General features: G+C 62.1%; 20 protein-coding genes. 12 read left to right on the forward strand and 8 right to left on the reverse strand.

Annotated features, from left to right (window positions below):
* Both ATI14_RS24950 and ATI14_RS24955 read left to right on the forward strand, forming a co-directional pair.
* Positions 1-1,020 carry an ABC transporter permease gene (locus tag ATI14_RS24950; protein ID WP_016972786.1) on the forward strand — a complete coding sequence of 340 codons (1,020 nt, stop codon included), beginning with the start codon at positions 1-3 and terminating at the stop codon, positions 1,018-1,020.
* A gap of 1 nt (position 1,021) precedes the next feature.
* A complete protein-coding gene (locus ATI14_RS24955; RefSeq protein ID WP_031320147.1) occupies positions 1,022-2,626 on the forward strand; it encodes an ABC transporter ATP-binding protein in 1,605 nt (534 codons plus the stop codon).
* A gap of 111 nt (positions 2,627-2,737) precedes the next feature.
* Here ATI14_RS24955 and ATI14_RS24965 read toward each other — a convergent pair whose 3' ends face one another.
* Together ATI14_RS24965 and ATI14_RS24970 are read right to left on the reverse strand one after the other, a co-directional pair.
* The gene (locus ATI14_RS24965) at positions 2,738-3,532 is read right to left on the reverse strand and encodes a class II aldolase/adducin family protein (RefSeq protein WP_016972787.1); all 795 of its coding nucleotides are present in this window, start codon (positions 3,530-3,532) and stop codon (positions 2,738-2,740) included.
* A gap of 240 nt (positions 3,533-3,772) precedes the next feature.
* Positions 3,773-4,678, reverse strand: a complete 906-nt coding sequence (locus ATI14_RS24970; protein WP_016972788.1) for a LysR family transcriptional regulator — start codon at positions 4,676-4,678, stop codon at positions 3,773-3,775.
* A 213-nt stretch (positions 4,679-4,891) separates the two neighbouring features.
* Here ATI14_RS24970 and ATI14_RS24975 point away from each other — a divergent pair, with 213 nt between their 5' ends.
* The 6 genes from ATI14_RS24975 to ATI14_RS25000 all read left to right on the forward strand — a co-directional run bounded on the left by ATI14_RS24975 (position 4,892) and on the right by ATI14_RS25000 (position 12,173).
* Positions 4,892-5,503 (forward strand): cysteine dioxygenase family protein, encoded by a 612-nt coding sequence (locus ATI14_RS24975; RefSeq protein ID WP_016972789.1) that lies wholly within the window; start codon positions 4,892-4,894, stop codon positions 5,501-5,503.
* Positions 5,500-7,083 (forward strand): rhodanese-related sulfurtransferase, encoded by a 1,584-nt coding sequence (locus ATI14_RS24980; protein ID WP_016972790.1) that lies wholly within the window; start codon positions 5,500-5,502, stop codon positions 7,081-7,083. The genes ATI14_RS24975 and ATI14_RS24980 overlap by 4 nt, the downstream gene beginning before the upstream one ends.
* A gap of 444 nt (positions 7,084-7,527) precedes the next feature.
* A complete protein-coding gene (locus ATI14_RS24985; protein WP_080520031.1) occupies positions 7,528-8,502 on the forward strand; it encodes an ABC transporter substrate-binding protein in 975 nt (324 codons plus the stop codon).
* 12 nt (positions 8,503-8,514) lie between these two features.
* Positions 8,515-9,888, forward strand: a complete 1,374-nt coding sequence (locus ATI14_RS24990) for an LLM class flavin-dependent oxidoreductase (protein ID WP_016972791.1) — start codon at positions 8,515-8,517, stop codon at positions 9,886-9,888.
* A gap of 162 nt (positions 9,889-10,050) precedes the next feature.
* Positions 10,051-11,229 carry an acyl-CoA dehydrogenase family protein gene (locus ATI14_RS24995; protein WP_016972792.1) on the forward strand — a complete coding sequence of 393 codons (1,179 nt, stop codon included), beginning with the start codon at positions 10,051-10,053 and terminating at the stop codon, positions 11,227-11,229.
* Positions 11,226-12,173, forward strand: coding sequence for a D-isomer specific 2-hydroxyacid dehydrogenase family protein (locus tag ATI14_RS25000; protein ID WP_016972793.1), 948 nt, complete (start codon positions 11,226-11,228; stop codon positions 12,171-12,173). Before ATI14_RS24995 ends, ATI14_RS25000 begins: the two co-directional genes overlap by 4 nt.
* A gap of 136 nt (positions 12,174-12,309) precedes the next feature.
* Here the strand turns inward: ATI14_RS25000 and ATI14_RS25005 are convergent, their stop codons facing one another.
* On the reverse strand, positions 12,310-13,197 hold the full coding sequence (locus ATI14_RS25005) for a LysR family transcriptional regulator (protein ID WP_016972794.1): 888 nt from the start codon (positions 13,195-13,197) through the stop codon (positions 12,310-12,312).
* 193 nt (positions 13,198-13,390) lie between these two features.
* On the opposite strand from ATI14_RS25005, the gene ATI14_RS25010 reads away from it, so the two are divergent.
* Complete coding sequence (locus ATI14_RS25010; RefSeq protein WP_016972795.1) at positions 13,391-14,275, forward strand: helix-turn-helix transcriptional regulator; 885 nt, start codon at positions 13,391-13,393, stop codon at positions 14,273-14,275.
* Here the strand turns inward: ATI14_RS25010 and ATI14_RS25015 are convergent.
* Entirely contained in the window at positions 14,217-14,804 is a 588-nt protein-coding gene (locus tag ATI14_RS25015) for a LysE family translocator (protein WP_016972796.1), read from the reverse strand. The genes ATI14_RS25010 and ATI14_RS25015 overlap by 59 nt on opposite strands.
* Before the next feature lie 296 nt (positions 14,805-15,100).
* Between ATI14_RS25015 and ATI14_RS25020 the strand changes: the two genes are divergently transcribed.
* Complete coding sequence (locus tag ATI14_RS25020) at positions 15,101-15,943, forward strand: alpha/beta fold hydrolase (RefSeq protein WP_016972797.1); 843 nt, start codon at positions 15,101-15,103, stop codon at positions 15,941-15,943.
* A gap of 101 nt (positions 15,944-16,044) precedes the next feature.
* On the opposite strand, the gene ATI14_RS25025 is transcribed toward ATI14_RS25020, so the two are convergent.
* The gene (locus ATI14_RS25025; RefSeq protein WP_017255671.1) at positions 16,045-16,479 is read right to left on the reverse strand and encodes a winged helix-turn-helix transcriptional regulator; all 435 of its coding nucleotides are present in this window, start codon (positions 16,477-16,479) and stop codon (positions 16,045-16,047) included.
* 105 nt (positions 16,480-16,584) lie between these two features.
* On the opposite strand from ATI14_RS25025, the gene ATI14_RS25030 reads away from it, so the two are divergent.
* A complete protein-coding gene (locus tag ATI14_RS25030; RefSeq protein ID WP_016972799.1) occupies positions 16,585-17,283 on the forward strand; it encodes an SDR family oxidoreductase in 699 nt (232 codons plus the stop codon).
* Here the strand turns inward: ATI14_RS25030 and ATI14_RS25035 are convergent.
* Positions 17,273-18,157 (reverse strand): NAD(P)/FAD-dependent oxidoreductase, encoded by an 885-nt coding sequence (locus ATI14_RS25035; RefSeq protein WP_017255673.1) that lies wholly within the window; start codon positions 18,155-18,157, stop codon positions 17,273-17,275. The two genes, ATI14_RS25030 and ATI14_RS25035, sit on opposite strands and share 11 nt — an antisense overlap.
* 145 nt (positions 18,158-18,302) lie before the next feature.
* On the opposite strand from ATI14_RS25035, the gene ATI14_RS25040 reads away from it, so the two are divergent.
* Positions 18,303-18,740: an Rrf2 family transcriptional regulator gene (locus ATI14_RS25040; RefSeq protein ID WP_016972801.1), complete on the forward strand. Its 438-nt coding sequence runs from the start codon at positions 18,303-18,305 to the stop codon at positions 18,738-18,740.
* On the opposite strand, the gene ATI14_RS25045 is transcribed toward ATI14_RS25040, so the two are convergent.
* Positions 18,737-19,366, reverse strand: coding sequence for a ribonuclease T2 family protein (locus ATI14_RS25045; protein WP_016972802.1), 630 nt, complete (start codon positions 19,364-19,366; stop codon positions 18,737-18,739). The two genes, ATI14_RS25040 and ATI14_RS25045, sit on opposite strands and share 4 nt — an antisense overlap.
* Positions 19,367-19,391: 25 nt before the next feature.
* Positions 19,392-20,372: a Gfo/Idh/MocA family protein gene (locus ATI14_RS25050; RefSeq protein WP_016972803.1), complete on the reverse strand. Its 981-nt coding sequence runs from the start codon at positions 20,370-20,372 to the stop codon at positions 19,392-19,394.
* Between the last annotated feature and the right edge of the window lie 108 nt (positions 20,373-20,480).

Consider the following 20,480-nt stretch of genomic DNA (forward strand, 5'->3'; position numbering starts at 1 on the left):
ATGAACCTGTCCCCCCTCAATCGCCGTCGGTTCGAGCGTTTCAAGGCCAACAAACGTGGCTGGTGGTCGCTGTGGCTGTTTCTGATCCTGTTCGTGCTCAGCCTGGGCGCCGAACTGATCGCCAACGACAAGCCGCTGGCCGTGCATTTCGACGGCGGCTGGTATTTCCCGGCGCTCAAACGCTACCCGGAAACCACTTTCGGCGGCGAGTTCCCGCTGGAGGCCAACTACAAGAGCCCGTACATCCAGGAATTGCTCAAGGCCAAGGATGCCTGGACCTTGTGGGCGCCCATCCCGTTCAGCTACCAGAGCATCAATTACGACCTGAAGGTGCCTGCACCGGCGCCGCCGTCGAGCGTCAACCTGCTGGGCACCGATGACCAGGGCCGCGACGTCCTGGCGCGGGTCATCTATGGCTTTCGTGTATCGGTACTCTTCGCACTGACCTTGACCGTGCTCAGCTCGATCATCGGCGTGATCGCCGGAGCCTTGCAGGGTTTCTATGGCGGCTGGGTCGATCTGGCCGGGCAACGGTTCCTGGAAATCTGGTCCGGCCTGCCGGTGCTGTACCTGCTGATCATCCTCGCCAGCTTCGTGCAACCCAACTTCTGGTGGTTGTTGGGGATCATGCTGCTGTTTTCCTGGATGAGCCTGGTGGACGTGGTGCGTGCCGAGTTCCTGCGCGGGCGCAACCTCGAATATGTACGTGCGGCGCGAGCGCTGGGCATGCAGAACGGCGCGATCATGTTCCGGCATATCCTGCCCAATGCGATGGTGTCGACCATGACCTTCATGCCCTTCATTCTGACCGGCGCCATCGGCACCCTCACCGCCCTCGACTTCCTCGGTTTTGGCCTGCCGGCCGGCTCGCCGTCGCTGGGCGAACTGGTGGCCCAGGGCAAATCCAACCTGCAAGCACCGTGGCTGGGCATGAGCGCCTTTGCGGTGCTGGCGATCATGTTGAGTTTGCTGGTGTTTATCGGCGAGTCCGCTCGCGATGCCTTCGACCCGAGGAAATGAGATGAATCAGGACAATCTGATCGAAGTCCGCGACCTCAGCGTCGAGTTCGTCACGGGCGAACATCACCACCGCGTGGTCAACAACGTCAGCTTCGATATCAAGCGGGGCGAGACCCTGGCCCTGGTCGGCGAAAGCGGTTCGGGCAAGTCGGTGACGGCGCATTCGATCCTGCGCCTGCTGCCCTACCCGCTGGCGCGGCATCCCTGCGGCACCATTCACTATGCCGGGCAGGACTTGCTGAAGCTGAAAGAAAAAACCATCCGGCACATTCGCGGCAACCGCATCGCGATGATTTTCCAGGAGCCGATGACCTCGCTGAACCCGCTGCATTCGATCGAGAAGCAAATCAACGAAGTGCTCGGTCTGCACAAGGGGCTGCAAGGCAAGGTGGCCACCCAGCGTACGCTGGAACTGCTGGAGCTGGTGGGCATCCCTGAGCCTCACAAACGCCTCAAAGCCCTGCCCCATGAGCTCTCCGGCGGCCAACGCCAACGGGTGATGATCGCCATGGCCCTGGCCAATGAGCCGGAACTGTTGATCGCCGACGAGCCGACCACCGCCCTCGATGTGACGGTGCAGTTGAAGATTCTTGAACTGCTCAAGGAATTGCAGGCACGCCTGGGCATGGCGCTGCTGCTGATCAGCCACGACTTGAATCTGGTACGCCGCATCGCTCACCGCGTGTGCGTGATGCAAAAAGGCTGCATCGTCGAGCAGGCGGAGTGCGAAACGCTGTTCCAGGCGCCGCAGCACCCTTACACCCAGGAACTGCTGGCAGCTGAACCCAGCGGTGGGCCGGCGACCAATGACGTCGGGGCACCGTTGCTGGAAGTGGATAACCTGAAGGTCTGGTTTCCGATCAAGAAAGGCTTTTTGCGCAACACCGTGGATTACGTCAAGGCGGTGGATGGCATCAACTTCAGCCTGCCCCAGGGGCAAACCCTGGGCATTGTGGGCGAGAGCGGCTCGGGCAAGTCCACATTGGGTTTGGCGATCCTGCGCCTGATCGGCAGCAAGGGCGGGATCCGTTTCGAAGGTCAGCAACTGGATACACTCAGCCAGCAACAGGTGCGACCGTTGCGCCGGGAAATGCAGGTGGTGTTCCAGGACCCCTTCGGCTCGCTGAGCCCACGCATGTGCGTCAGCGAGATCGTCGGCGAAGGCCTGCGCATCCACAAGATGGGCACACCCGCCGAGCAGGAAGCGGCAATTATCGCGGCACTCAAGGAAGTCGGCCTGGACCCGGATTCACGCCACCGTTACCCCCACGAGTTTTCCGGGGGGCAGCGCCAGCGTATCGCCATCGCCCGTGCCCTGGTGCTCAAGCCGCGCCTGATTCTGCTGGACGAACCGACCTCGGCGCTGGACCGCACGGTGCAACGCCAGGTGGTGGAGTTGTTGCGAGGACTGCAGGCCAAGTACAACTTGACCTACCTGTTCATCAGCCATGACTTGGCGGTGGTGAAGGCGTTGAGTCACCAGTTGATGGTGGTCAAGCATGGGCAGGTGGTGGAACAGGGGGATGCGCAGGCGATTTTTGCGGATCCGCAGCATGCCTATACCCGGCAGTTGCTGGAGGCGGCGTTTTTGGTGCCGACCAATTAAAGCGCAATACACCCTGTGGGAGCTGGCTTGCCTGCGATGCAGACACCGCAGTGTGTCAGGCACACTCAGTTGATGTCATCGCAGGCAAGCCAGCTCCCACAGGTTCCCAGCTCAGGTTTTGTAGTCCGTATCCGTACGCTCCAACTGCCGAATCAGCGCATTCCAATGCCTGGCCACCCCCGGCCCTTCACCGTTGCTGAACACCTTGGCCTGTTGTTCCACCTTGGCCACCACCTCGGCTGGCGGGAAGATCAACTCCGCGTTCCCCCCCGCCTGCGCCGCAATCTGGATATTGCACGCGCGCTCCAACCCTTGCAGTTGCTGAAACGCATGTTCAACGCTCACGCCCGCCGTCAGCAGGCCATGATTGCGCAAAATCATCACGCTCTTGTCGCCCAGGTCCGCCACCAGCCGCTCACGCTCGTCCAGGTCCAGCGCCACACCTTCATAGCCGTGGTACGCGACGCGTCCGGAGAATGCGATGGAATGTTGGGAAATCGGCAACAAGCCGTCTTTCTGCGCCGACACGGCAATGCCGTCGCGGGTATGCGTGTGCAGCACCGCTTGCAGATCAGGGCGCGCACCATGGATGGCACTGTGAATCACGTACCCTGCGTAGTTGATGCCCAACCCGGTCGGGTCGTCGACGATGGTGCCGTCGAGGTCGACCTTGACCAGGTTGGAAGCGCTGATTTCATCAAACAACAAGCCAAAGGCATTGATCAGGAAATGCTCCTCCGGCCCCGGTACGCGGGCGGAAAAGTGCGTGTAGATGTGGTCGGTCCATTTGTACAAGGCCGCCAGTCGATAGGCCGCGGCCAGTTTGACGCGCACTTCCCACTCTTCTGGCGTGACGCGCTGGCGGACGTTACTGGAGACACTCGATAGCGAGGTGACGCTGCTCATGGCAAAACTTCCTGGATGGCCTTAAGGACTTCCAGGCAGCCTAGGGGATGCCGAAAAATAATAAAAAGCACATTTTAATCTAAGCTAATTATTATTTTTTTTCATATAAAAAGTCACAACACAGAACACCTGTGGGAGCTGGCTTGCCTGCGACAGCATCGTCGCAGTGCAGCTGATACACCGAGGTGACGGCATCGCAGGCAAGCCAGCTCCCACACAAGCCAGCTCCCACAAGAGGACTCAGGCGGCGTCAGGGACTTTATGCAAAGAGGCAGCCACCCACTCGCCGAACGCATCCACCGGCCCCTGCAGGTTGCCGAGAAAATGCGGGTAGATCAGCCACAAATCCATCACCGGCTTGAAGTCCTTGAGCGGCATCACCGCCAATTGCTCACGGTGCGCGCTGCGCTCCAGCAACGGGCGCGGCACCAGCCCCAGCCCCAAACCGTCCGCCACCAGGCCCAATTGCAGTTCGGTGCCGAACGTCTCCAGGTTCACCCGCAACGCCAGGCCCTGATCCGACAAGGTGCGCTGCAACCCCGCGCGGAAACCGCAGCCATCCGGGTTGAGAATCCAGCCATTCTGGTACACATCCGCCAGCTTGCACGGCTTTTTCGGCAGTTGGGATAGGGCGCACACCGCCACCAGCTCCATCTTGCCGACGGATTGGCCGACGATGTTGTCCGGGAAAATCTTGCCTGCCGGAAACAGCGCCGCCGCGGCGTCCAGCTCGCCGCGCTCGATCTTGCCGACCAATTGGCTGCCCCACCCCGTCGCCACTTGGGCGCGCAGGTCAGGGTATTCGGTGCGCAAGTGCTTGAGCGCATCGAGCAACACCACGTCACCGATGGTCTGCGGCACGCCCAGGCGCAGCAGGCCGGTGGGCGGCGCATCGGTGGCCACCAGCTCGCGCAGGGCATCCATTTCACGCAGGATCAGCCGGCATTGTTCATAAACGCGGGTGCCGATAAGCGTAGGCTTGAGGGGCTTGGTATTGCGGTCGAACAGCTCCACCCCCAGCGCTTGCTCGAAGTTCTGCACACGGCGGGTAATGGCCGGCTGGGTCAGTTGCAACGACTCGGCGGCGTGGCTGATGGACTGGCAACGAATCACTTCGACAAAGGCATCGATATCGTCAATTTTCATTTGGGCCGCACATAGAGAACAGTCATTAAGATGTGCGCCAAGCATAGTTGTCGCCACGCTGTCTGGATAGCCCGCGCTGTGATCGATAACGTCTAACGCTATTCAGACCGGTTCTAAATTACCTCCAGCTATAAGCTAATCATTAAAAAATAGCATATTAACCATAAACATTATGCTTAGATAAACCCATCAACACAGACCGACGGAATTGCCATGACCCAGGCCCGACACCCCGAAAGATTGAGAGCCTTCATAGGCGCCCTGGCGGAACTGATCGACGGCAACCCACGGGAAGGCGACCTGCTGCACCGTGGCGGCAGACTCCTCGCGCAACTGGTGAGCCATGACGACTGGCTCCCCGACGAATACGCCCAGCCCGACCCCGAGCGCTATCAGCAATTTTTGCTGCATGCCGACTCGCGCCAGCGCTTCAGCATCGTCAGCTTTGTGTGGGGGCCGGGCCAGACCACACCGATTCACGACCACCGCGTGTGGGGCCTGATCGGCATGCTGCGCGGTTCCGAGTTTTCCCAGGGCTTTGAGCGCGCGCCGGATGGCCGCCTGATCGCCGAAGGCAAGCCGGTTCAATTGGTGCCGGGTCAGGTTGAGGCCGTGTCGCCCAAGGTCGGTGATATCCATCAGGTCAGTAATGCCTACAGCGACAAGGTGTCGATCAGTATTCATGTGTACGGCGCCAATATCGGCGCCGTTCGCCGTGCGGTGTACCAGCCCGACGGCAGCGAGAAACTGTTTATCTCCGGTTACTCCAACGCTTACCTCCCGAATATCTGGGATTTGTCCAAAGAAAAGAGCCCTGCCCTATGACCACCGTATCGACCCGCCGCTTTGCGCAGATCCGCCAGGCCCTGTTGGACCACCAGGAAGTCGCCCTCGTGGACGTGCGCGAAGAGGCGCCGTTTGCCGAATCCCACCCGTTGTTCGCGGCCAATATCCCGCTGTCCAAATTGGAGCTGGAGGTGTATTCGCGCATCCCTCGCCGCGATACCCGGATCACGGTCTACGACAACGGCGAAGGCCTGGCGGCGCGGGCGGCCGAGCGCTTGCTGGAACTGGGCTATAGCGATGTCAGCCTGCTCGAAGGCGGCCTTGACGGTTGGCGGCGGGCCGGTGGCGAGCTGTTTATCGATGTAAACGTGCCAAGCAAGGCCTTTGGTGAACTGGTTGAAAGCGAGCGGCACACGCCGTCCCTGGCCGCCGAAGAAGTGCAGGCGTTGCTCGACAACCAGGCCGACGTGGTGGTGCTGGATGCCCGCCGTTTCGACGAATACCAGACCATGAGCATTCCCACCGGCATCAGCGTACCCGGTGCCGAGCTGGTGCTGCGCGCCCGAGAACTGGCACCGGACCCGGCCACCCGCATCATCGTCAATTGCGCCGGGCGTACCCGCAGCATCATCGGCACCCAATCGCTGATCAATGCCGGCGTGGCGAACCCGGTGTCGGCGCTGCGCAACGGCACCATCGGCTGGACCCTGGCCGGGCAGAAACTTGCCCATGGTCAGTCGCGCCGCTTTGCACCCACGTCCGAAGAGCACCGCCAGATTGCGGCCCGGGATGCACGCCGCGTCGCCGACAAGGCCCGGGTTGGCCGCGCGACCCTCGCTGACCTGCAGGGCTGGCAGCAAGACGCGACGCGCACCACCTACCTCTTCGATGTGCGCACCCCGGAAGAATTCGAAGCCGGCCATTTACCCGGCGCGCGCTCAACGCCCGGCGGCCAATTGGTGCAGGAGACCGACCACGTCGCCAGCGTGCGCGGTGCGCGGCTGGTGCTGGCCGATGACGATGGTGTGCGGGCCAACATGTCCGCCTCCTGGCTCGCCCAACTGGGGTGGGAAGTGCATGTGCTGGACGACCTGCAACCGGCGAATTTCAGCGAAACAGGTGCCTGGGTCGCGCCGGTGCCGGCACCGCCGCAAGCCGAACCGATCAGCCCGCACACCCTTGCCGACTGGTTGACCCACGGCGACACGGCAGTGCTGGACTTCACCCCGAGCGCCAACTACGTCAAACGCCATATCCCCGGAGCCTTCTGGGCCTTGCGCGCGCAATTGCCCGAAGCCCTGGCCAAAGTGCCTGCCGCCGACCGCTATGTGCTGACCTGCGGCACCAGCCAACTGGCGCGCCTGGCCGTGGCCGAAGTCGAAGCCCTCACCGGCAAGCCCGTGTTCCTGCTGCAAGGCGGCACCCTGAACTGGATCGCCGAAAAGCTGCCGCTGGAAGAAGGCGAAACCCGCCTGGCCTCCCCGCGCATCGACCGCTACCGCCGCCCGTACGAAGGCACCGACAGCCCCAAAGAAGCCATGCAGGCCTACTTGGACTGGGAGTTCGGCCTGGTCGAGCAACTGGCTCGCGACGGCACCCACGGTTTCTACGTGATCTGACCCCGCCCAGCCTGCCTGCCCCCCTTTTGTGGGAGCTGGCTTGCCTGCGATAGCGTTCCTTCGGCCGAAACATTGGTGGCTGACACACCGCCATCGCAGGCAAGCCAGCTCCCACAGCAATCGCAGTGTTCTCAGGAATCTCCTCGTGCCTCCCGCCCTGCCAGCAAAAATGCATTGCTGTCATTGGGGCCGCTGCGCCCCCCCCAACGCAGGCAAGCCTGCTCGTCACGAAATGAAGGCGCGGTTTGCACTCGCTCGTAGCGCCCATTCAAATGCAAATACAGAATAATCAATAAGAACATAATCAAATATTTTAATAATTAACATATAACCAAAAAGAACTTCACAGCGGGTTTTTATGGGAATAACGTGAATCTACACACCGACCCCTTCTCCAGGCGGAGGTAGCCAACCCTTATTCGTTTTGCCTGGAGCCTGCACGCCATGGTCTTTACCACCCCTTTCAAACGCTTGCTCCTGGGCACTGCCCTCGCCTTCGGCCTGCTCGGCAGCGTCACCGCCGCCGACTTGCAACCACTGCGCGTGGCCAATCAGAAATCCACGATCAAGGCCTTGCTGGAAGCCTCTGGCGAAACCCAGCATGTGCCCTACGAAATCCGCTGGTCGGAGTTCCCGTCCGCCTCGCCGCTGGGTGAAGCCTTGAACGCAGGCGCAGTGGATGTGGGCGCCCTGGGCGATGCGCCTTACGTGTTCGCCCTCGGCGCCGGTGCCTCGCTCAAGGTGGTCAGCATCATCCACGCCGAAGGGCGCAACACCACCGCGCTGCTGGTGCCCAAGGATTCACCGATCAAGACCGTGGCTGATCTCAAGGGCAAGAAAATCGTCACCGGGCGCGGTTCCATCGGCCATTACCTGGCACTCAAGGCGCTGGCCAGCGCGGGCCTGAGTTCCAGGGACGTCGAGTTTGTGTTCCTGCTGCCGGCCGAATCGCGTCTGGTGCTGGACAACGGCACCGTCGACGCCTGGGCCACCTGGGACCCGTACACCACCGTGGTGACCTCGCAAAGCCAGGCCCGCGTACTGATCAGCGGCAACACGCTGTTGAGCAACCACCTGTATTTCGCCGCCACCGGCCAGGCCATCGCCGACAAGCGCGTGCAACTGGATGACTTTGTGGCCCGTGTGGACCGTGCGTATGCCTGGGCCAACGCACACCCGGATGAGTACGCCGCCGCCCAGGCGAAAATCACCGGCCTGCCCCTGGCCGTGCACCTCGCGGTGGCCAAGGACACTCACCTGAGCCCGGTCACCATCGACGACAGCGTGATCAGCGGCCTGCAAGCCACCGCCGACACCTATGAACAGGAAGGCCTGATCAACAAACATATCGATGTGTCCCAAGGATTCGACAAGAGCTTTAACGCCAAGCGCGTCCCTCTTTCCCAAGCCTCGCGCTAACAGGAGCAGAACATGAGCAAGCCACATCCATTGAAGCCTCGCCATTTGAAACTCGGCGCCATGGTCCACGGTGTCGGCCACGGCTGGGGCGAATGGCGCCACCCGCAGGCGCAACCGAACGCCAGCACCAGCTTTGCGTTCTACAAACAGCAGACGCAACTGGCCGAAGCCGCCAAATTTGACTTCGTGTTCATTGCCGACAGCCTGCACATCCACGCCAAATCCAGCCCCCATTACCTCAACCGTTTCGAGCCGCTGACCATCCTTTCGGCCCTCGCCGCACTGACGACGAATATCGGCCTGGTCGCCACCGTCACCGTCAGCTACACCGAGCCCTATCAGGTGGCCCGTCAGTTCGCCTCTTTGGACCATATCAGCGGTGGCCGCGCCGGCTGGAACGTGGTCACTTCCTGGCTCAGCGGCACCGCCGACAACTTCGGCAAGGCCGAGCATCCGCCCCACGCCGTGCGCTACCGCATCGCCAGGGAACACCTCAATGTAGTCAAAGGCCTGTGGGACTCGTGGGAAGACGACGCGTTTGCCTACAACAAGCAAAGCGGCGAGTTTTTCACCCCGCACAAGCTGCATGCGCTGAACCACAAGGGCGAATTTTTCTCGGTGAAAGGCCCACTGAACATCGCCCGTTCGCGCCAGGGCCAACCGGTGATTTTTCAGGCGGGCACTTCCGAAGACGGGCGCAACTTTGCCGCCGAACATTCCGATGCGATTTTCGTGCACGTTGAATCCATCGAAGAAGCCAAAACCTACACCGCCGACCTGAAACGCCGCGCCACAGGGTTTGGCCGTGACGCCGCCAGCCTGTCGATCCTGCCGGGCATTCGCCCGATTGTCGGGCGTGACGCGGCTGAGGTGGAAAGCCGCTATCAGCAGGCCGTGGAACTGGTGTCCATCGAAGACGCCATCGTCGCCCTTGGCCGCCCGTTCAATGACCATGATTTCAGCCAATACCCGCTGGATGCGCCGTTCCCCGAGCTCGGCGACCTGGGCGCCAACAGCCAGAAAGGCGGTTCCGACCGCATCAAGCAATTGGCCAGGGATGAAGGTCTGACCTTGCGCGAAGTGGCCCTGCGCTTTTCACGGCCCAAGCGCGATTTTGTCGGCACCCCGGAACAAGTCGCCGACGCGATCCAGACCTGGTTCGAAACCGGCGCCAGCGACGGCTTCATCATCAACTCGGTACTGCCTGACGGCCTGCAATACTTCACCGAACTGGTGGTGCCGGTGCTGCAGCAGCGCGGCCTGTTCCGCACCGAGTACACCGGCCACACCCTGCGCGACAACCTGGGCCTGGAGGTGCCGGCCAACCGCTACAGCGTCGCCGAGGTCGAACCGGCGCTGCACGCAGTGGAACAACGTTCCGCCTGACAGCCGGTGCAGTGGGTACACACCCATTCCCTGTGGGAGCTGGCTTGCCTGCGATAGCAGTCTGTCAGCCACCGCAGCGTCGCCTGAACCACCGCCATCGCAGGCAAGCCAGCTGCCACAGGGTTCGGCCTGCCCCCATCGATTTGATCGAGTGACATCAGCATGAGCCAATCTTCTCACCCCTCCTTACGCTCCGTGGAAGTGGCCAACTTCGAAGCCCTGCTCGAACGCCTCAGTGCCGAACTCGCCGCCACCGCGCACCTTTACGACGACAGCGGCGCCTTCCCACACGCCAACTTCACATTGCTGCATGACCACGGCCTGGTCGCCCTCACCGTACCCAAGCACCTCGGCGGTGGCGGCGCGAGCCTGCCCCAGGCGCGCAAGGCGATCAGCGCGATTGCCAGGGGCGAGCCGTCCACCGCGCTGATTCTGGTCATGCAATACCTGCAACACACCCGCCTGCAAGACAGCAAGACCTGGCCGCGCCACCTGCGCGAACAGGTCGCCGAAAGTGCCGTACGCCATGGCGCGCTGATCAATGCGCTGCGCGTCGAACCTGACCTCGGCACCCCGGCCCGTGGTGGCCTGCCGGCAACCACCGCCGTGCGCACTGCCGAAGGTTGGCGCATCAGCGGGCGCAAGCTCTACTCCACCGGCAGCCACGGCCTGAGCTGGTTCAGCGTATGGGCACGCAGCGACGATGCCGACCCGCTGGTCGGTGCCTGGCTGGTGCCCAAAGGCAGCCCCGGCGTGAGCATCATCGACACCTGGGACCACCTGGGCATGCGCGCCACCTGCAGCCATGAGGTGGTGCTCGACAACGTGCTGGTGCCGCTCGACCACGCCGTCAGCGTCAGCCCGTGGAGCGCGCCGCAACCGGAACTCGATGGCGAGGGTTTCCTGTGGATGTCCGTGCTGTTGTCGTCGGTGTACGACGCCGTGGCCCAGGCTGCGCGGGACTGGCTGGTGACCTGGCTGGAACAACGCACGCCGTCCAACCTTGGCGCCGCGCTGTCCACGCTGCCGCGTTTTCAGGAAACCGTCGGGCATATCGACACCTTGCTGTTTGCCAACCGCAGCCTGCTGGACGCCGCCGCCGAAGGGCACACCCCGGCGGCTAACGCGGCGCAGTTGAAATACCTGGTGACCGGCAATGCCATCCGCGCCGTCGAGCTGGCCATTGAGGCCTCGGGCAACCCCGGCCTATCGCGCCACAGCCCGTTGCAACGTCACTACCGCGACGTGCTGTGCAGCCGCGTACATACCCCGCAAAACGACGCCGTACTGCAAGGCGTCGGCAAAGCTGTCTTCGCCCAACGTCAGAAGGAACGCACATGAGTCAGGTGATTATCGCCAGCCAGCTGGACGAAGATTTCAACCAGGTGATCCGCGAGCGCCTGGCGCCGCTGCACCCTGAAGCCCAGGTGATCGGCGTGCCCGTCGGCGTGCCCAGCGACCTGCCGCCCCACGCCAATATCCTGCTGCTGCGCCCGATCAATGTGCGCGGCTACACCGCGCCGGACACCCCGCCACCGGGCTGGCCGTATGGCGCGCAGTGGGTGCACTTGGTGTCGTCGGGCATCGATTTCTATCCGCACTGGCTGTTCAACGGCCCGCCGGTCAGCACCTCACGGGGCAGCGCCTCCGATAACCTCGCGGAATTCGCTCTGGCGGCGATCTTTGCCGCATCCAAGCACTTGCCGGACATTTGGGTGAAGGATGCCCAGTGGCACTTCACCGCGCTGCGCCCGCTCAAGGGCACCACGCTCGGCATTCTTGGCTTTGGCGCAATTGGCAAAAGCCTCGCGCGCAAAGCGCTGGCCTTGGGGATCAATGTGATCGCGTTGCGTCAACGCCAGGCGCCCTTCGAGGTTGAAGGGGTTGAAGCGGCGAAGGATATCCATGACCTGTTCGCCCGTGCCGACCATCTGGTACTGGCCGCGCCGCTGACCGAGGCCACGCGGCATATCGTCAATCGTGAGGTGCTCGACAGCGCAAAGCCGGGGCTGCACCTGATCAACATCGCGCGCGGCGGTTTGCTGGATCAGCAGGCCTTGCTGCAAGCCCTGGACAATGGCCGGATCGGCCTGGCCTCCCTCGACGTGACCGAACCTGAACCGCTACCGGACGGGCACCCGTTGTACAGCCATCCGCGGGTGCGGCTGTCGCCCCATACTTCGGCGATTTCGACGAACAGCGCACATGAGATTGCCGAGGCATTTCTGGCGAATCTGGAGCGCTATCTCGACGGTTCAAAACTGGCCAACCTCGTCGAAATCTAAGCCAAACACCGATCAAACAATGTGGGAGCTGGCTTGCCTGCGATATCGGTGGGTCAGTTGACGCAGTTTCAACGGTTAGATAGCTATCGCAGGCAAGCCAGCTCCCACAGTGGATCTTTGACGGGTTCAAGAATGTTCAACAGCCACCGGCCAGGCGCTCGCGCAAGAACTCCACCAGCGCCTGCACCGGCCGTGAACTCTGGCGGTGCTGGGGATACACCGCCGACAGTGTCAACGGTTCAGGTGCGAATTCCTCCAGCACCGTCACCAGTCGCCCGTCTTTCAACGCCTCGTCGACGATGAAGGTCGGCAAGTAAGTCACCCCCAATCCGGCAATCGCCGTGTCGCGCAACAGCTCGCCGTTATTGACGCGCATACGCCCGCTCACATTCACCGACTGCAACTTGCCCTTGTTTTGGAACCGCCATTGCACCTGGCGGCCATGGCCGTAGGGCAGGCAGTCGTGGGCGGCAAGGTCTTCGGGTTTGCGCGGCGTGCCGCGCAGGGCCAGGTAGTCGGGGCTGGCGCAGTACACGCGCGGCACGTTGCCGATGCGTCGGGCGATCAGGGTGGAGTCTTCAAGAATGCCGATGCGCAGCACCAGGTCGTAGCCCTCGCCGATCAGGTCCACGGGGCGGTCGCTCAGGTCGACTTCCACCGAGACCTGGGGATGGCGTTGCAGGAATAACGGCAGCAGGCAGCTCAGGTGGGCCATCGCAAACGACAAGGGGGCACTGAGCCGGATCGTGCCGCGCGGCTCGCTGTTCTGGCCGGCAATGCCCTGCTCAACTTGCTCGACTTCACCGAGCAGGCGCAAGGCCGATTCGTAGTAACTCTGGCCCAGTGGCGTGACGTCGAGGCGGCGTGTGGAGCGGTTGAGCAGGCGCACGCCCAGGCGGTCTTCCAGCTGAATCAGGCGGCGGCTGACGAATTGCTTGGACAGGCCCAGTTGCTCGGCGGCGGCGGTGAAACTGCCGGACTCCATGACCTGGCAGAACAGGCGCATGTCTTCGAAGGGGTTCATTGTCGCTTCTCGGTGGACATTTGAGCGGATGTATAACCGTTTAGCCGCACCATCACAAAGCAAAATGTGGGAGCTGGCCCAGTCCCCTATCGTTGCGCCAGGTGATGCGACCTTGCAGCGACGGCATCCAAACCTTGAACATCCGGCGGATATGCCTGAGTCTGGCGCTGCAACCCTTTCGGAGCTCCGCACCATGACCTCGCCCGCCAACCCTGCTACCCCCAGTTTCTGGCGCGACCCGGCCCTGCCGTTTATCGAGGCGCGGGCCATTGCCGACGGGCGCAAGGTCGCTTACGGGCGCCACGCCCACGAGCACTTCTCCATCGGCGCGGTCACCACCGGTTGCAGCTATTACCACCACGGCGCGCAAACGTTCGAGATCAGCGCCGGTACGGTGGTGCTGATGAACCCCGGCGACGTGCACGCCTGCAACCCGATCCGCAATCAGCCCTGGTCCTATCAGATGCTGTACCTCGACACCCCCTGGCTGACCGACCTGCAACATCAGCTGGGTTTCAGCAGCGACCTGGGCTATCGCCCGTTCAGCACGCCTTACACCCGCGACGAAAACCTCTACAACGGCCTGCTGGCGCTGTACCGCCTGTTGGTCGACGAACAGGCCGAACACCTGCACAAGCAAAGTGCGCTGGTGAGTTTTTTCACTGAGGTGCAGCAGCGCCTGAACCCGTCCGATACACCGCCGCGCGAGGTCAACCACAAGCTGGAACGCGCCGCCGACTACATCCGCGAGCACTGCAGCCAGGCGTTGAAACTGGAAGACATTTGCCTGGCCGCCGAGCTGTCGCCGTCGTACCTGATTCGCGCCTTCAAACAGTATTACGGGATGACGCCCCACGCCTACCTGGTCAACCGGCGCATCCAGTTTGCCCGCCGCCAACTGCGCGATGGCGGGCTCATCGCCGAGGTCGCCCTGGCTGCAGGCTTTGCCGATCAGGCGCACTTCCAGCGCACCTTCAAGCAGCACTTTGCGGCGACGCCGGGGCAGTACCGCGACGTGCTCAAGCCATCAGCAAATAACCCACACTGGCCACCAGCAACGCGGCCATTGAGCGGTTGAACAAGCGCACGCCCTGCGGGTTGCCCAGGTAACGCCGCAAAAAGGTGCCGGCATAGGCCCAACACGCCACCGACAGGTAGCAGATCACCAGATACAGCGCGGCAAACAGCCAGACCTGACCGGCGTCGCCGTCGGCCACAAACAAACCCATGCCGGCGACGCAGGCCAGCCAGGCTTTCGGGTTGAGCCATTGCATGATCGCGCCGTACAGCATCGACGGCGCGGTGGCCGTGCCGTCGGCATTCAGCCGGCCATCGTCGACCGCAAGTTTCCACGCCATGTACAACAGAAAGGCCACCCCGCCCCACTGAATCAACTGCGTCAGGATCGGCCAGCGTAGCAGCACTTCATGCAGGCCCAGGCCGATCAGCACCAGCAGTAGAGTGAAACCCACTGCCGCGCCGAACACGTGTTTCTGACTGGCGACAAAACCGAAGCGCGCCCCGGTGCTTAACGCGACCACGTTGACCGGGCCGGGCGTGATGGACGTGGCGAGAGCGAAGGCGGCCATGGAGAGGATCAAGCTCATTGCAGTTCCTTTTTATTCGAGCCAATGACGATGGGGTCACGGTAAAGCGCAGACTCTGGGGCGTATTGAACAAAATCACCCTCAGTGAACTTGCACTTCGCCACGCTGATCGTTTTGACGACTTTCGCGGCCTGCCACAGGCTCTTTAGAAGTTTTTATTCCATTGATATCGCTTCATTTTTTTCTTTCAAGCGGTCTGTTTCAATAGGAATAAATGCATATTTACCAGGCAAATGGCGGTGCTAGAGTTCAGGCCCCTGCTCACTTCTCATTGATCACTGTAAAAGGGAATCGCCATGTCACGTCGTCTATTGGCAGCTGCCTGCCTGTTGTTGTCTTTCTCTGCGGCCCAGGCCGCCGAGCGCTGGGAAACCTTGCCGCCGACACCAGCTGCGGTGGCCGGTGCCCAAACCGGCTACGCCGCCGTCAACGGCATCAAGGTCTATTACACCCGCACCGGCCACGGCTCACCGGTGGTGCTGCTGCACGGCGGGTTGTCCAACTCCGATTACTGGGGCAACCAGGTCAAGGCTCTGGCGGCCAAACACACGGTGATCAGCCTCGACAGCCGTGGCCACGGGCGCAGCTCGCGCAATGAACAACCCTACGGTTATGACCTGATGGCCGACGATGTGGTGGCCGTGCTCGACAGCCTGAAAATCCCGCGCGCCGATATCGTTGGCTGGAGCGACGGCGCGATCATCGGCATCGACCTGGCCCTGCGTCATCCTGAGCGTATCGGCAAGGTGTTCGCCTTCGCCGCCAACACCCAGACCTCCGGGGTCAAGGATGCCGTCGAGAAGAACCCGACCTTCGCCGCCTTCATCGAACGCGCGGGCAAGGAATACGCCAGGCTCTCGCCGACGCCAAAAGAGTACGACGCGTTTGTCGAGCAGATCAGCCACATGTGGGCCAGCCAACCGAACTGGACCGACGCGCAACTGGCAAGCATCAAGACGCCGATCCTGATTGCCGACGGCGACCATGACGAAGCGATCAAGCGCGAGCACACCGAGTACATGGCGGCGACCATCCCCGGTGCCGGCCTGCTGATCCTGCCGAACACCAGCCACTTCGCCTTCCTGCAGGACCCGGCGCTGTTCAACGCGGCGGTGTTGAACTTCCTCGACAGCAAATGAAGCCGGTTGCGCCTGTTTGACGAATAACTCGCAGTCCCGCGCCTTCACATGGCCGGGACTGTTTCGGGTTTTCCAGGCTCACGCCCTTGCTCAGCGGGCCATCAAGCCACTGGCGCCTGGGTGACGATATCGTTCACATCCAGCACGCGGCCATCTTCAGACATCACCTCGACCTTGCGCAGCGGCTTGAGCAAGCGCGCATCCAGCACGCGGGCGCCCTCCACTTCGGGCTCGGTATGCACCTCGCCCCACTGTGCCAGGGTCACCAGCACCGGCATCAAGGCGCGGCCTTTGTCAGTCAACTCATATTCACTGCGCGCACCGACTTCGCGGGTTTGGAGCAAGCCTTGCTCGACCATCTCCTTGAGGCGCGTGGCGAGGATGTTTTTCGCCACGCCCAAGTGCTTCTGGAAATCGCCGAAGCGGGTCACCCCGGCGAACGCATCACGGATGATCAGCAGCGTCCACCAATCCCCCACCACATCCAGCGCGCGGGCGACCGGGCAAGCGTCACCTTCCAGGCATTTGCGTTTCATCGGCGGCCTCCCGGCAGCTTGAAAAATAAGGTTGCATTATAGGACCCAAACGCGCAGGATAAAAACAGTTTCATTATTAAACCAAACTGTCGTGTGGAGTGGATCATGGATATTCGTGGAAAAGTCGTACTGGTCACCGGCGCCAATCGTGGCCTGGGCAAAGCCTTTGTCATCGCATTGCTTGAGGCGGGTGCCGCCAAGGTCTACGCCGGCGCTCGCGACCCGGCGAGTGTCAATATTCCCGGCAGTACCCCGGTTGCTCTGGACATTACCGATGCGGCCAGCGTGCAACGCGCCGCCGAGCAGTACACCGACGTCAGCGTAGTGATCAACAATGCCGGTTGGCTCAAGTACGGTTCACTGCTGGCCGAAGACAGTGTCGACAACCTGCAGCAGCATTTTGAGGTGAACACCCTCGGTACCCTGCGTGTGAGCCGCGCTTTTGCGCCGATCCTGGCCAAACAGGGCGGTGGCGCATTGATCAATATCCTGTCGGTATTGAGCTGGCTGAGCCCTCCCGGCTCGGGCGGCTACAGCACCTCGAAATCCGCCCAGTGGGGCCTCACCAACGGCCTGCGCGGTGAGTTGCGCGAGCAGAACACCCTGGTGATTGGCGTGCACCCGGCCTACATCGACACCGACATGGTGGCCGATATCCAGGCGCCGAAAAGCACGCCCCAGGACGTGGTCGCCATCACCCTCAAGGCCCTGAGCGAAGACCGCGAAGAAGCGCTGATCACCGACATGACCCACGCAGTGAAGGCCTCGCTTTCCACCGCCGCCCCGGTCTACCTCACCCGTTGATCAACGAAAAGTGCGCGCCCACCCCGGCGCGCACGCCCTCGCCCACCGCCAGCGCCACGGAACCGGCTGCCAGCGAAGTATCGCCGCAGGCAAACACGCCGGTGACGGAGGTCTGGCGCATCTCGTCCGTTTGCAGATAAGACCCCGTCGGGCCCTCCAGCATGCTGCAGCTCAATTGCCCTGCCAGCGGGCTGATGCGCGTGCGGGACATGATGAACACACCATCAAGGCTGAACACCCGGCCGTCATCCAGTTCAACGTCCGCCCGCTCACCGCTCAGACGCCTGACCGCGGCGCTTTCCACGCTTACCCCACGCCGATCCAGCTGCACCTGTTGCTCGGCATCCGGCGTGAACACGCCATTGGTGAACAAGGTGGTGGTGCCCCAATCCGGCAGCATCAGTGCGTGGTGCATGGCCAAGGGGGACGTGGCGATGACACCGATGCGGCCCTGGTCCAGCTCGTAGCCGTGGCAGTAGGGGCAATGAAATACCCGTTTGCCCCAGCGCTCCTCCAGGCCCTCGATGGCAGGCAGTTCGTCGACCACACCGGTGGCCAGGATCAGGCGTCTGCCCTGGAACGCCCCGTTACAGAGGGTTCGGACACTGAAGCCGTCCAACTGTTGCTGCGCTTGCATCACGTTGTCGTGCACCCAGGTCACCGTCGGATACTCCATCAATTGGCCGCGCCCTTCGGCGGCGATGATCTCCGGCGGCTGGCCGTCCTGACCGAGGAAACCGTGGGACGTGGCCGCGAACCGGTTGCGCCGCAGCCCCGCATCAATCACCAGCACCTTGCGCCGCGCTCGCGCCAGTTGCAGGCCCGCAGACAGGCCGGCATAGCTGCCGCCCACGATAATGACGTCATAAATCATGTGTGCGATCTCGTCTTTCGCTGCGCAAGGTGATCCCGGCGCTTTCATGGCACACCATAAGTTACATGAAAATAAGCCGTCAAGAGTCTCGCAACTCTTCAGGTTACAAACGATACTTCGCAGCGAATCGACTTGAGGTTTGCTGATGAGAAACGACACCCGCCTTTCGCGCATGCTGCACGTGCTGATCCACATGGGTCGCCATGAAGAACGTGCCACATCGGAAACCATCGCACAGATGCTTGGCACCAACCCGGTGGTGGTAAGGCGCACGCTCGGCTTACTCAAGGAGAAAGGTTACGTGCGCTCGGAAAAGGGCCACCAGGGCGGCTGGACCCTGGGCAAGCCCTTGAGTGAAATCACCCTGCTGGAGATTCACCACGCCCTGGGTGCACCGTCGATCTTTGCCATCGGCCTGTCCACCGACCACCCGGAGTGCCTGGTGGAACAGGCAGTGAATGCAGCATTGACCGACGCCTTCGAAAAGGCTCAGGCCCTGTTGTTGGAGCGCCTGGGCAATGTGACCCTGGCGCAGTTGGCGGAAGATTTTGACGAGCGCTATCGCGTGGCAATGCTGCCTTAGCGCTGTGAGGGAATGCGGATATCGCCGCCACGGCACTGTGTCTTCACGCTGCGCGGGCAGCCGGCGAATGCCAGGTCCTTGGTCAGGCAAACCCGCACCTCCGACAGCACCTTGCCCTTGCAGATCACCGCCAGCCCATGGTTACCCATGCGCGGGTTGCTCTCGCGAAACAACGCTTCGATCTCGCGGGCCTGCAATGACGGTGGCGTGTTGAAGGGCTGCAATTGCTGCGGAATATTCACCACGCCCAGCGCGGTATCGGTTTTCTCCAGATAGGCCAAAGGCTCAAGCCCGCTGCAGGTGCCGTGTTTGGCCCATTCGTGCTTGAGCAGCGAACGGGTCGGAAACAAAGTGGCGCCCTTGTCCATGGCTTCGCGGCTCAAGCGTGACTGCGGGTCGCAGGAAGCGGGCCAACCACCCTTCGCGTATTGCGGCCACAAGCCGTGCAACACAAAGCCGTAACCCTTGCCCGAGCACTGTTCATTGTCCGGGTGCGTGAGGCAAAACGTCGGCGACCATGACAGCGACAGCACATAAAAATCAAACGCCCCCGGCGTGCCCTGATCTCGCGGCGCCGCCATTGCGCAGGTGGCAAACGCCAGCCACAACGCCATCCAGTATTTCATCCGTCTGTTCCTTGAAAAAAACCAATCACCCCGGAAGGTGGGGATTACGCTGCAGCACCTTGTCCAGAATCCTGTCGGTCTTCAACGCTTCGATCGCCAGGGAAGGATGCTCGGTTTCACCGCGAATATGTGCATTCATATTCAACACATGGTGCCACTGGATATGCGCATGGCACGGCACCTCCAGCACTTCACTGGTTTGGCCTTCAAGCCGCAGCGGCTGGTCGTCGAATACGGCAAAGGTGATGCGCCCATGGCTGCCGATCAACTCGACCTTGTCTTCGCGACGGTCCGCCACGAAGTTCCAGCAACCCATGCCCAGCGCGCCCGAGGTGAAGGTCCAGCAGGCCGTCACCGCGTCTTCGGCGGCATAGCTACCAGCCTGCCGGGCGGTGAAACCGGTGACTTCGACGATATCACCCGCCAGGTACTGGAACAGATCAAACCCGTGGCTGGCCAGGTCGGCAAAGTAACCCCCACCGGCGATCGCCGGGTCGGTGCGCCAATTGGCGGCGCTGGCATCCCCCGCCGCCGCCGGTTTACACAGGCTCCAGGTCACGTGGCGCAATTCGCCGATGCGCCCTTCCTGCAGCCAGTCACGCACTTGCTGGAAGCGCGGCAGCGAACGGCGATAGTAGGAAACGAACAGGTGCAAGCCGGCGCGCTCGAACGTGCGCTGCATCAGCGCGCTCTGTTCGGCGTTCAGCGACATGGGTTTTTCGACGCAGCAGTGCTTGCCGGCGGCGGCCACCATCAGGCTGTATTCCAGGTGGCTGTCGGGCGGTGTGGCGATGTACACCGCGTCCACTTCAGGGTCGTCGATCAGGGCCTGCGCGTCGGTGTAGAAGCGGGCGATGCCATGACGTGCCGCATAATCGCGCACGGCCTCTTCGCGGCGCCCCATCACGGCCACCAGCGCAGAACCTGGCGCTTTGTAGAAGGCAGGCCCGCTCTTCAATTCAGTGACGCTGCCACAGCCGATCATGCCCCAACGTACGGTGTTCATCGGTTTTCCTCGTGCGTTTTTTCATTCAACAGGCAGTATCCACATCCCCCCTCGTCGGCGCCACCGCCGATTAGCATGACATTTGCATTACACTTTTATGACAGCCAC

Source organism: Pseudomonas tolaasii NCPPB 2192 (assembly GCF_002813445.1).
Classification (GTDB): Bacteria; Pseudomonadota; Gammaproteobacteria; order Pseudomonadales; family Pseudomonadaceae; genus Aquipseudomonas; species Aquipseudomonas tolaasii.

Excerpts from the sequence above, each read along its gene's own strand:
- ATI14_RS24950 (WP_016972786.1), top strand. The coding sequence starts at position 1 with ATGAACCTGTCCCCCCTCAATCGCCGTCGGTTCGAGCGTTTCAAGGCC.
- ATI14_RS24980 (WP_016972790.1), top strand. The coding sequence starts at position 5,500 with ATGACCACCGTATCGACCCGCCGCTTTGCGCAGATCCGCCAGGCCCTG.
- ATI14_RS24970 (WP_016972788.1), bottom strand. The coding sequence starts at position 4,678 with ATGAAAATTGACGATATCGATGCCTTTGTCGAAGTGATTCGTTGCCAG.
- ATI14_RS25045 (WP_016972802.1), bottom strand. The coding sequence starts at position 19,366 with ATGAAATACTGGATGGCGTTGTGGCTGGCGTTTGCCACCTGCGCAATG.
- ATI14_RS24965 (WP_016972787.1), bottom strand. The coding sequence starts at position 3,532 with ATGAGCAGCGTCACCTCGCTATCGAGTGTCTCCAGTAACGTCCGCCAG.
- ATI14_RS25035 (WP_017255673.1), bottom strand. The coding sequence starts at position 18,157 with ATGATTTATGACGTCATTATCGTGGGCGGCAGCTATGCCGGCCTGTCT.
- ATI14_RS24995 (WP_016972792.1), top strand. The coding sequence starts at position 10,051 with ATGAGCCAATCTTCTCACCCCTCCTTACGCTCCGTGGAAGTGGCCAAC.
- ATI14_RS24955 (WP_031320147.1), top strand. The coding sequence starts at position 1,022 with ATGAATCAGGACAATCTGATCGAAGTCCGCGACCTCAGCGTCGAGTTC.
- ATI14_RS25000 (WP_016972793.1), top strand. The coding sequence starts at position 11,226 with ATGAGTCAGGTGATTATCGCCAGCCAGCTGGACGAAGATTTCAACCAG.
- ATI14_RS25040 (WP_016972801.1), top strand. The coding sequence starts at position 18,303 with ATGAGAAACGACACCCGCCTTTCGCGCATGCTGCACGTGCTGATCCAC.
- ATI14_RS25020 (WP_016972797.1), top strand. The coding sequence starts at position 15,101 with ATGTCACGTCGTCTATTGGCAGCTGCCTGCCTGTTGTTGTCTTTCTCT.
- ATI14_RS24975 (WP_016972789.1), top strand. The coding sequence starts at position 4,892 with ATGACCCAGGCCCGACACCCCGAAAGATTGAGAGCCTTCATAGGCGCC.
- ATI14_RS25015 (WP_016972796.1), bottom strand. The coding sequence starts at position 14,804 with ATGAGCTTGATCCTCTCCATGGCCGCCTTCGCTCTCGCCACGTCCATC.
- ATI14_RS25030 (WP_016972799.1), top strand. The coding sequence starts at position 16,585 with ATGGATATTCGTGGAAAAGTCGTACTGGTCACCGGCGCCAATCGTGGC.
- ATI14_RS24990 (WP_016972791.1), top strand. The coding sequence starts at position 8,515 with ATGAGCAAGCCACATCCATTGAAGCCTCGCCATTTGAAACTCGGCGCC.
- ATI14_RS25050 (WP_016972803.1), bottom strand. The coding sequence starts at position 20,372 with ATGAACACCGTACGTTGGGGCATGATCGGCTGTGGCAGCGTCACTGAA.
- ATI14_RS25025 (WP_017255671.1), bottom strand. The coding sequence starts at position 16,479 with ATGAAACGCAAATGCCTGGAAGGTGACGCTTGCCCGGTCGCCCGCGCG.
- ATI14_RS24985 (WP_080520031.1), top strand. The coding sequence starts at position 7,528 with ATGGTCTTTACCACCCCTTTCAAACGCTTGCTCCTGGGCACTGCCCTC.
- ATI14_RS25010 (WP_016972795.1), top strand. The coding sequence starts at position 13,391 with ATGACCTCGCCCGCCAACCCTGCTACCCCCAGTTTCTGGCGCGACCCG.
- ATI14_RS25005 (WP_016972794.1), bottom strand. The coding sequence starts at position 13,197 with ATGAACCCCTTCGAAGACATGCGCCTGTTCTGCCAGGTCATGGAGTCC.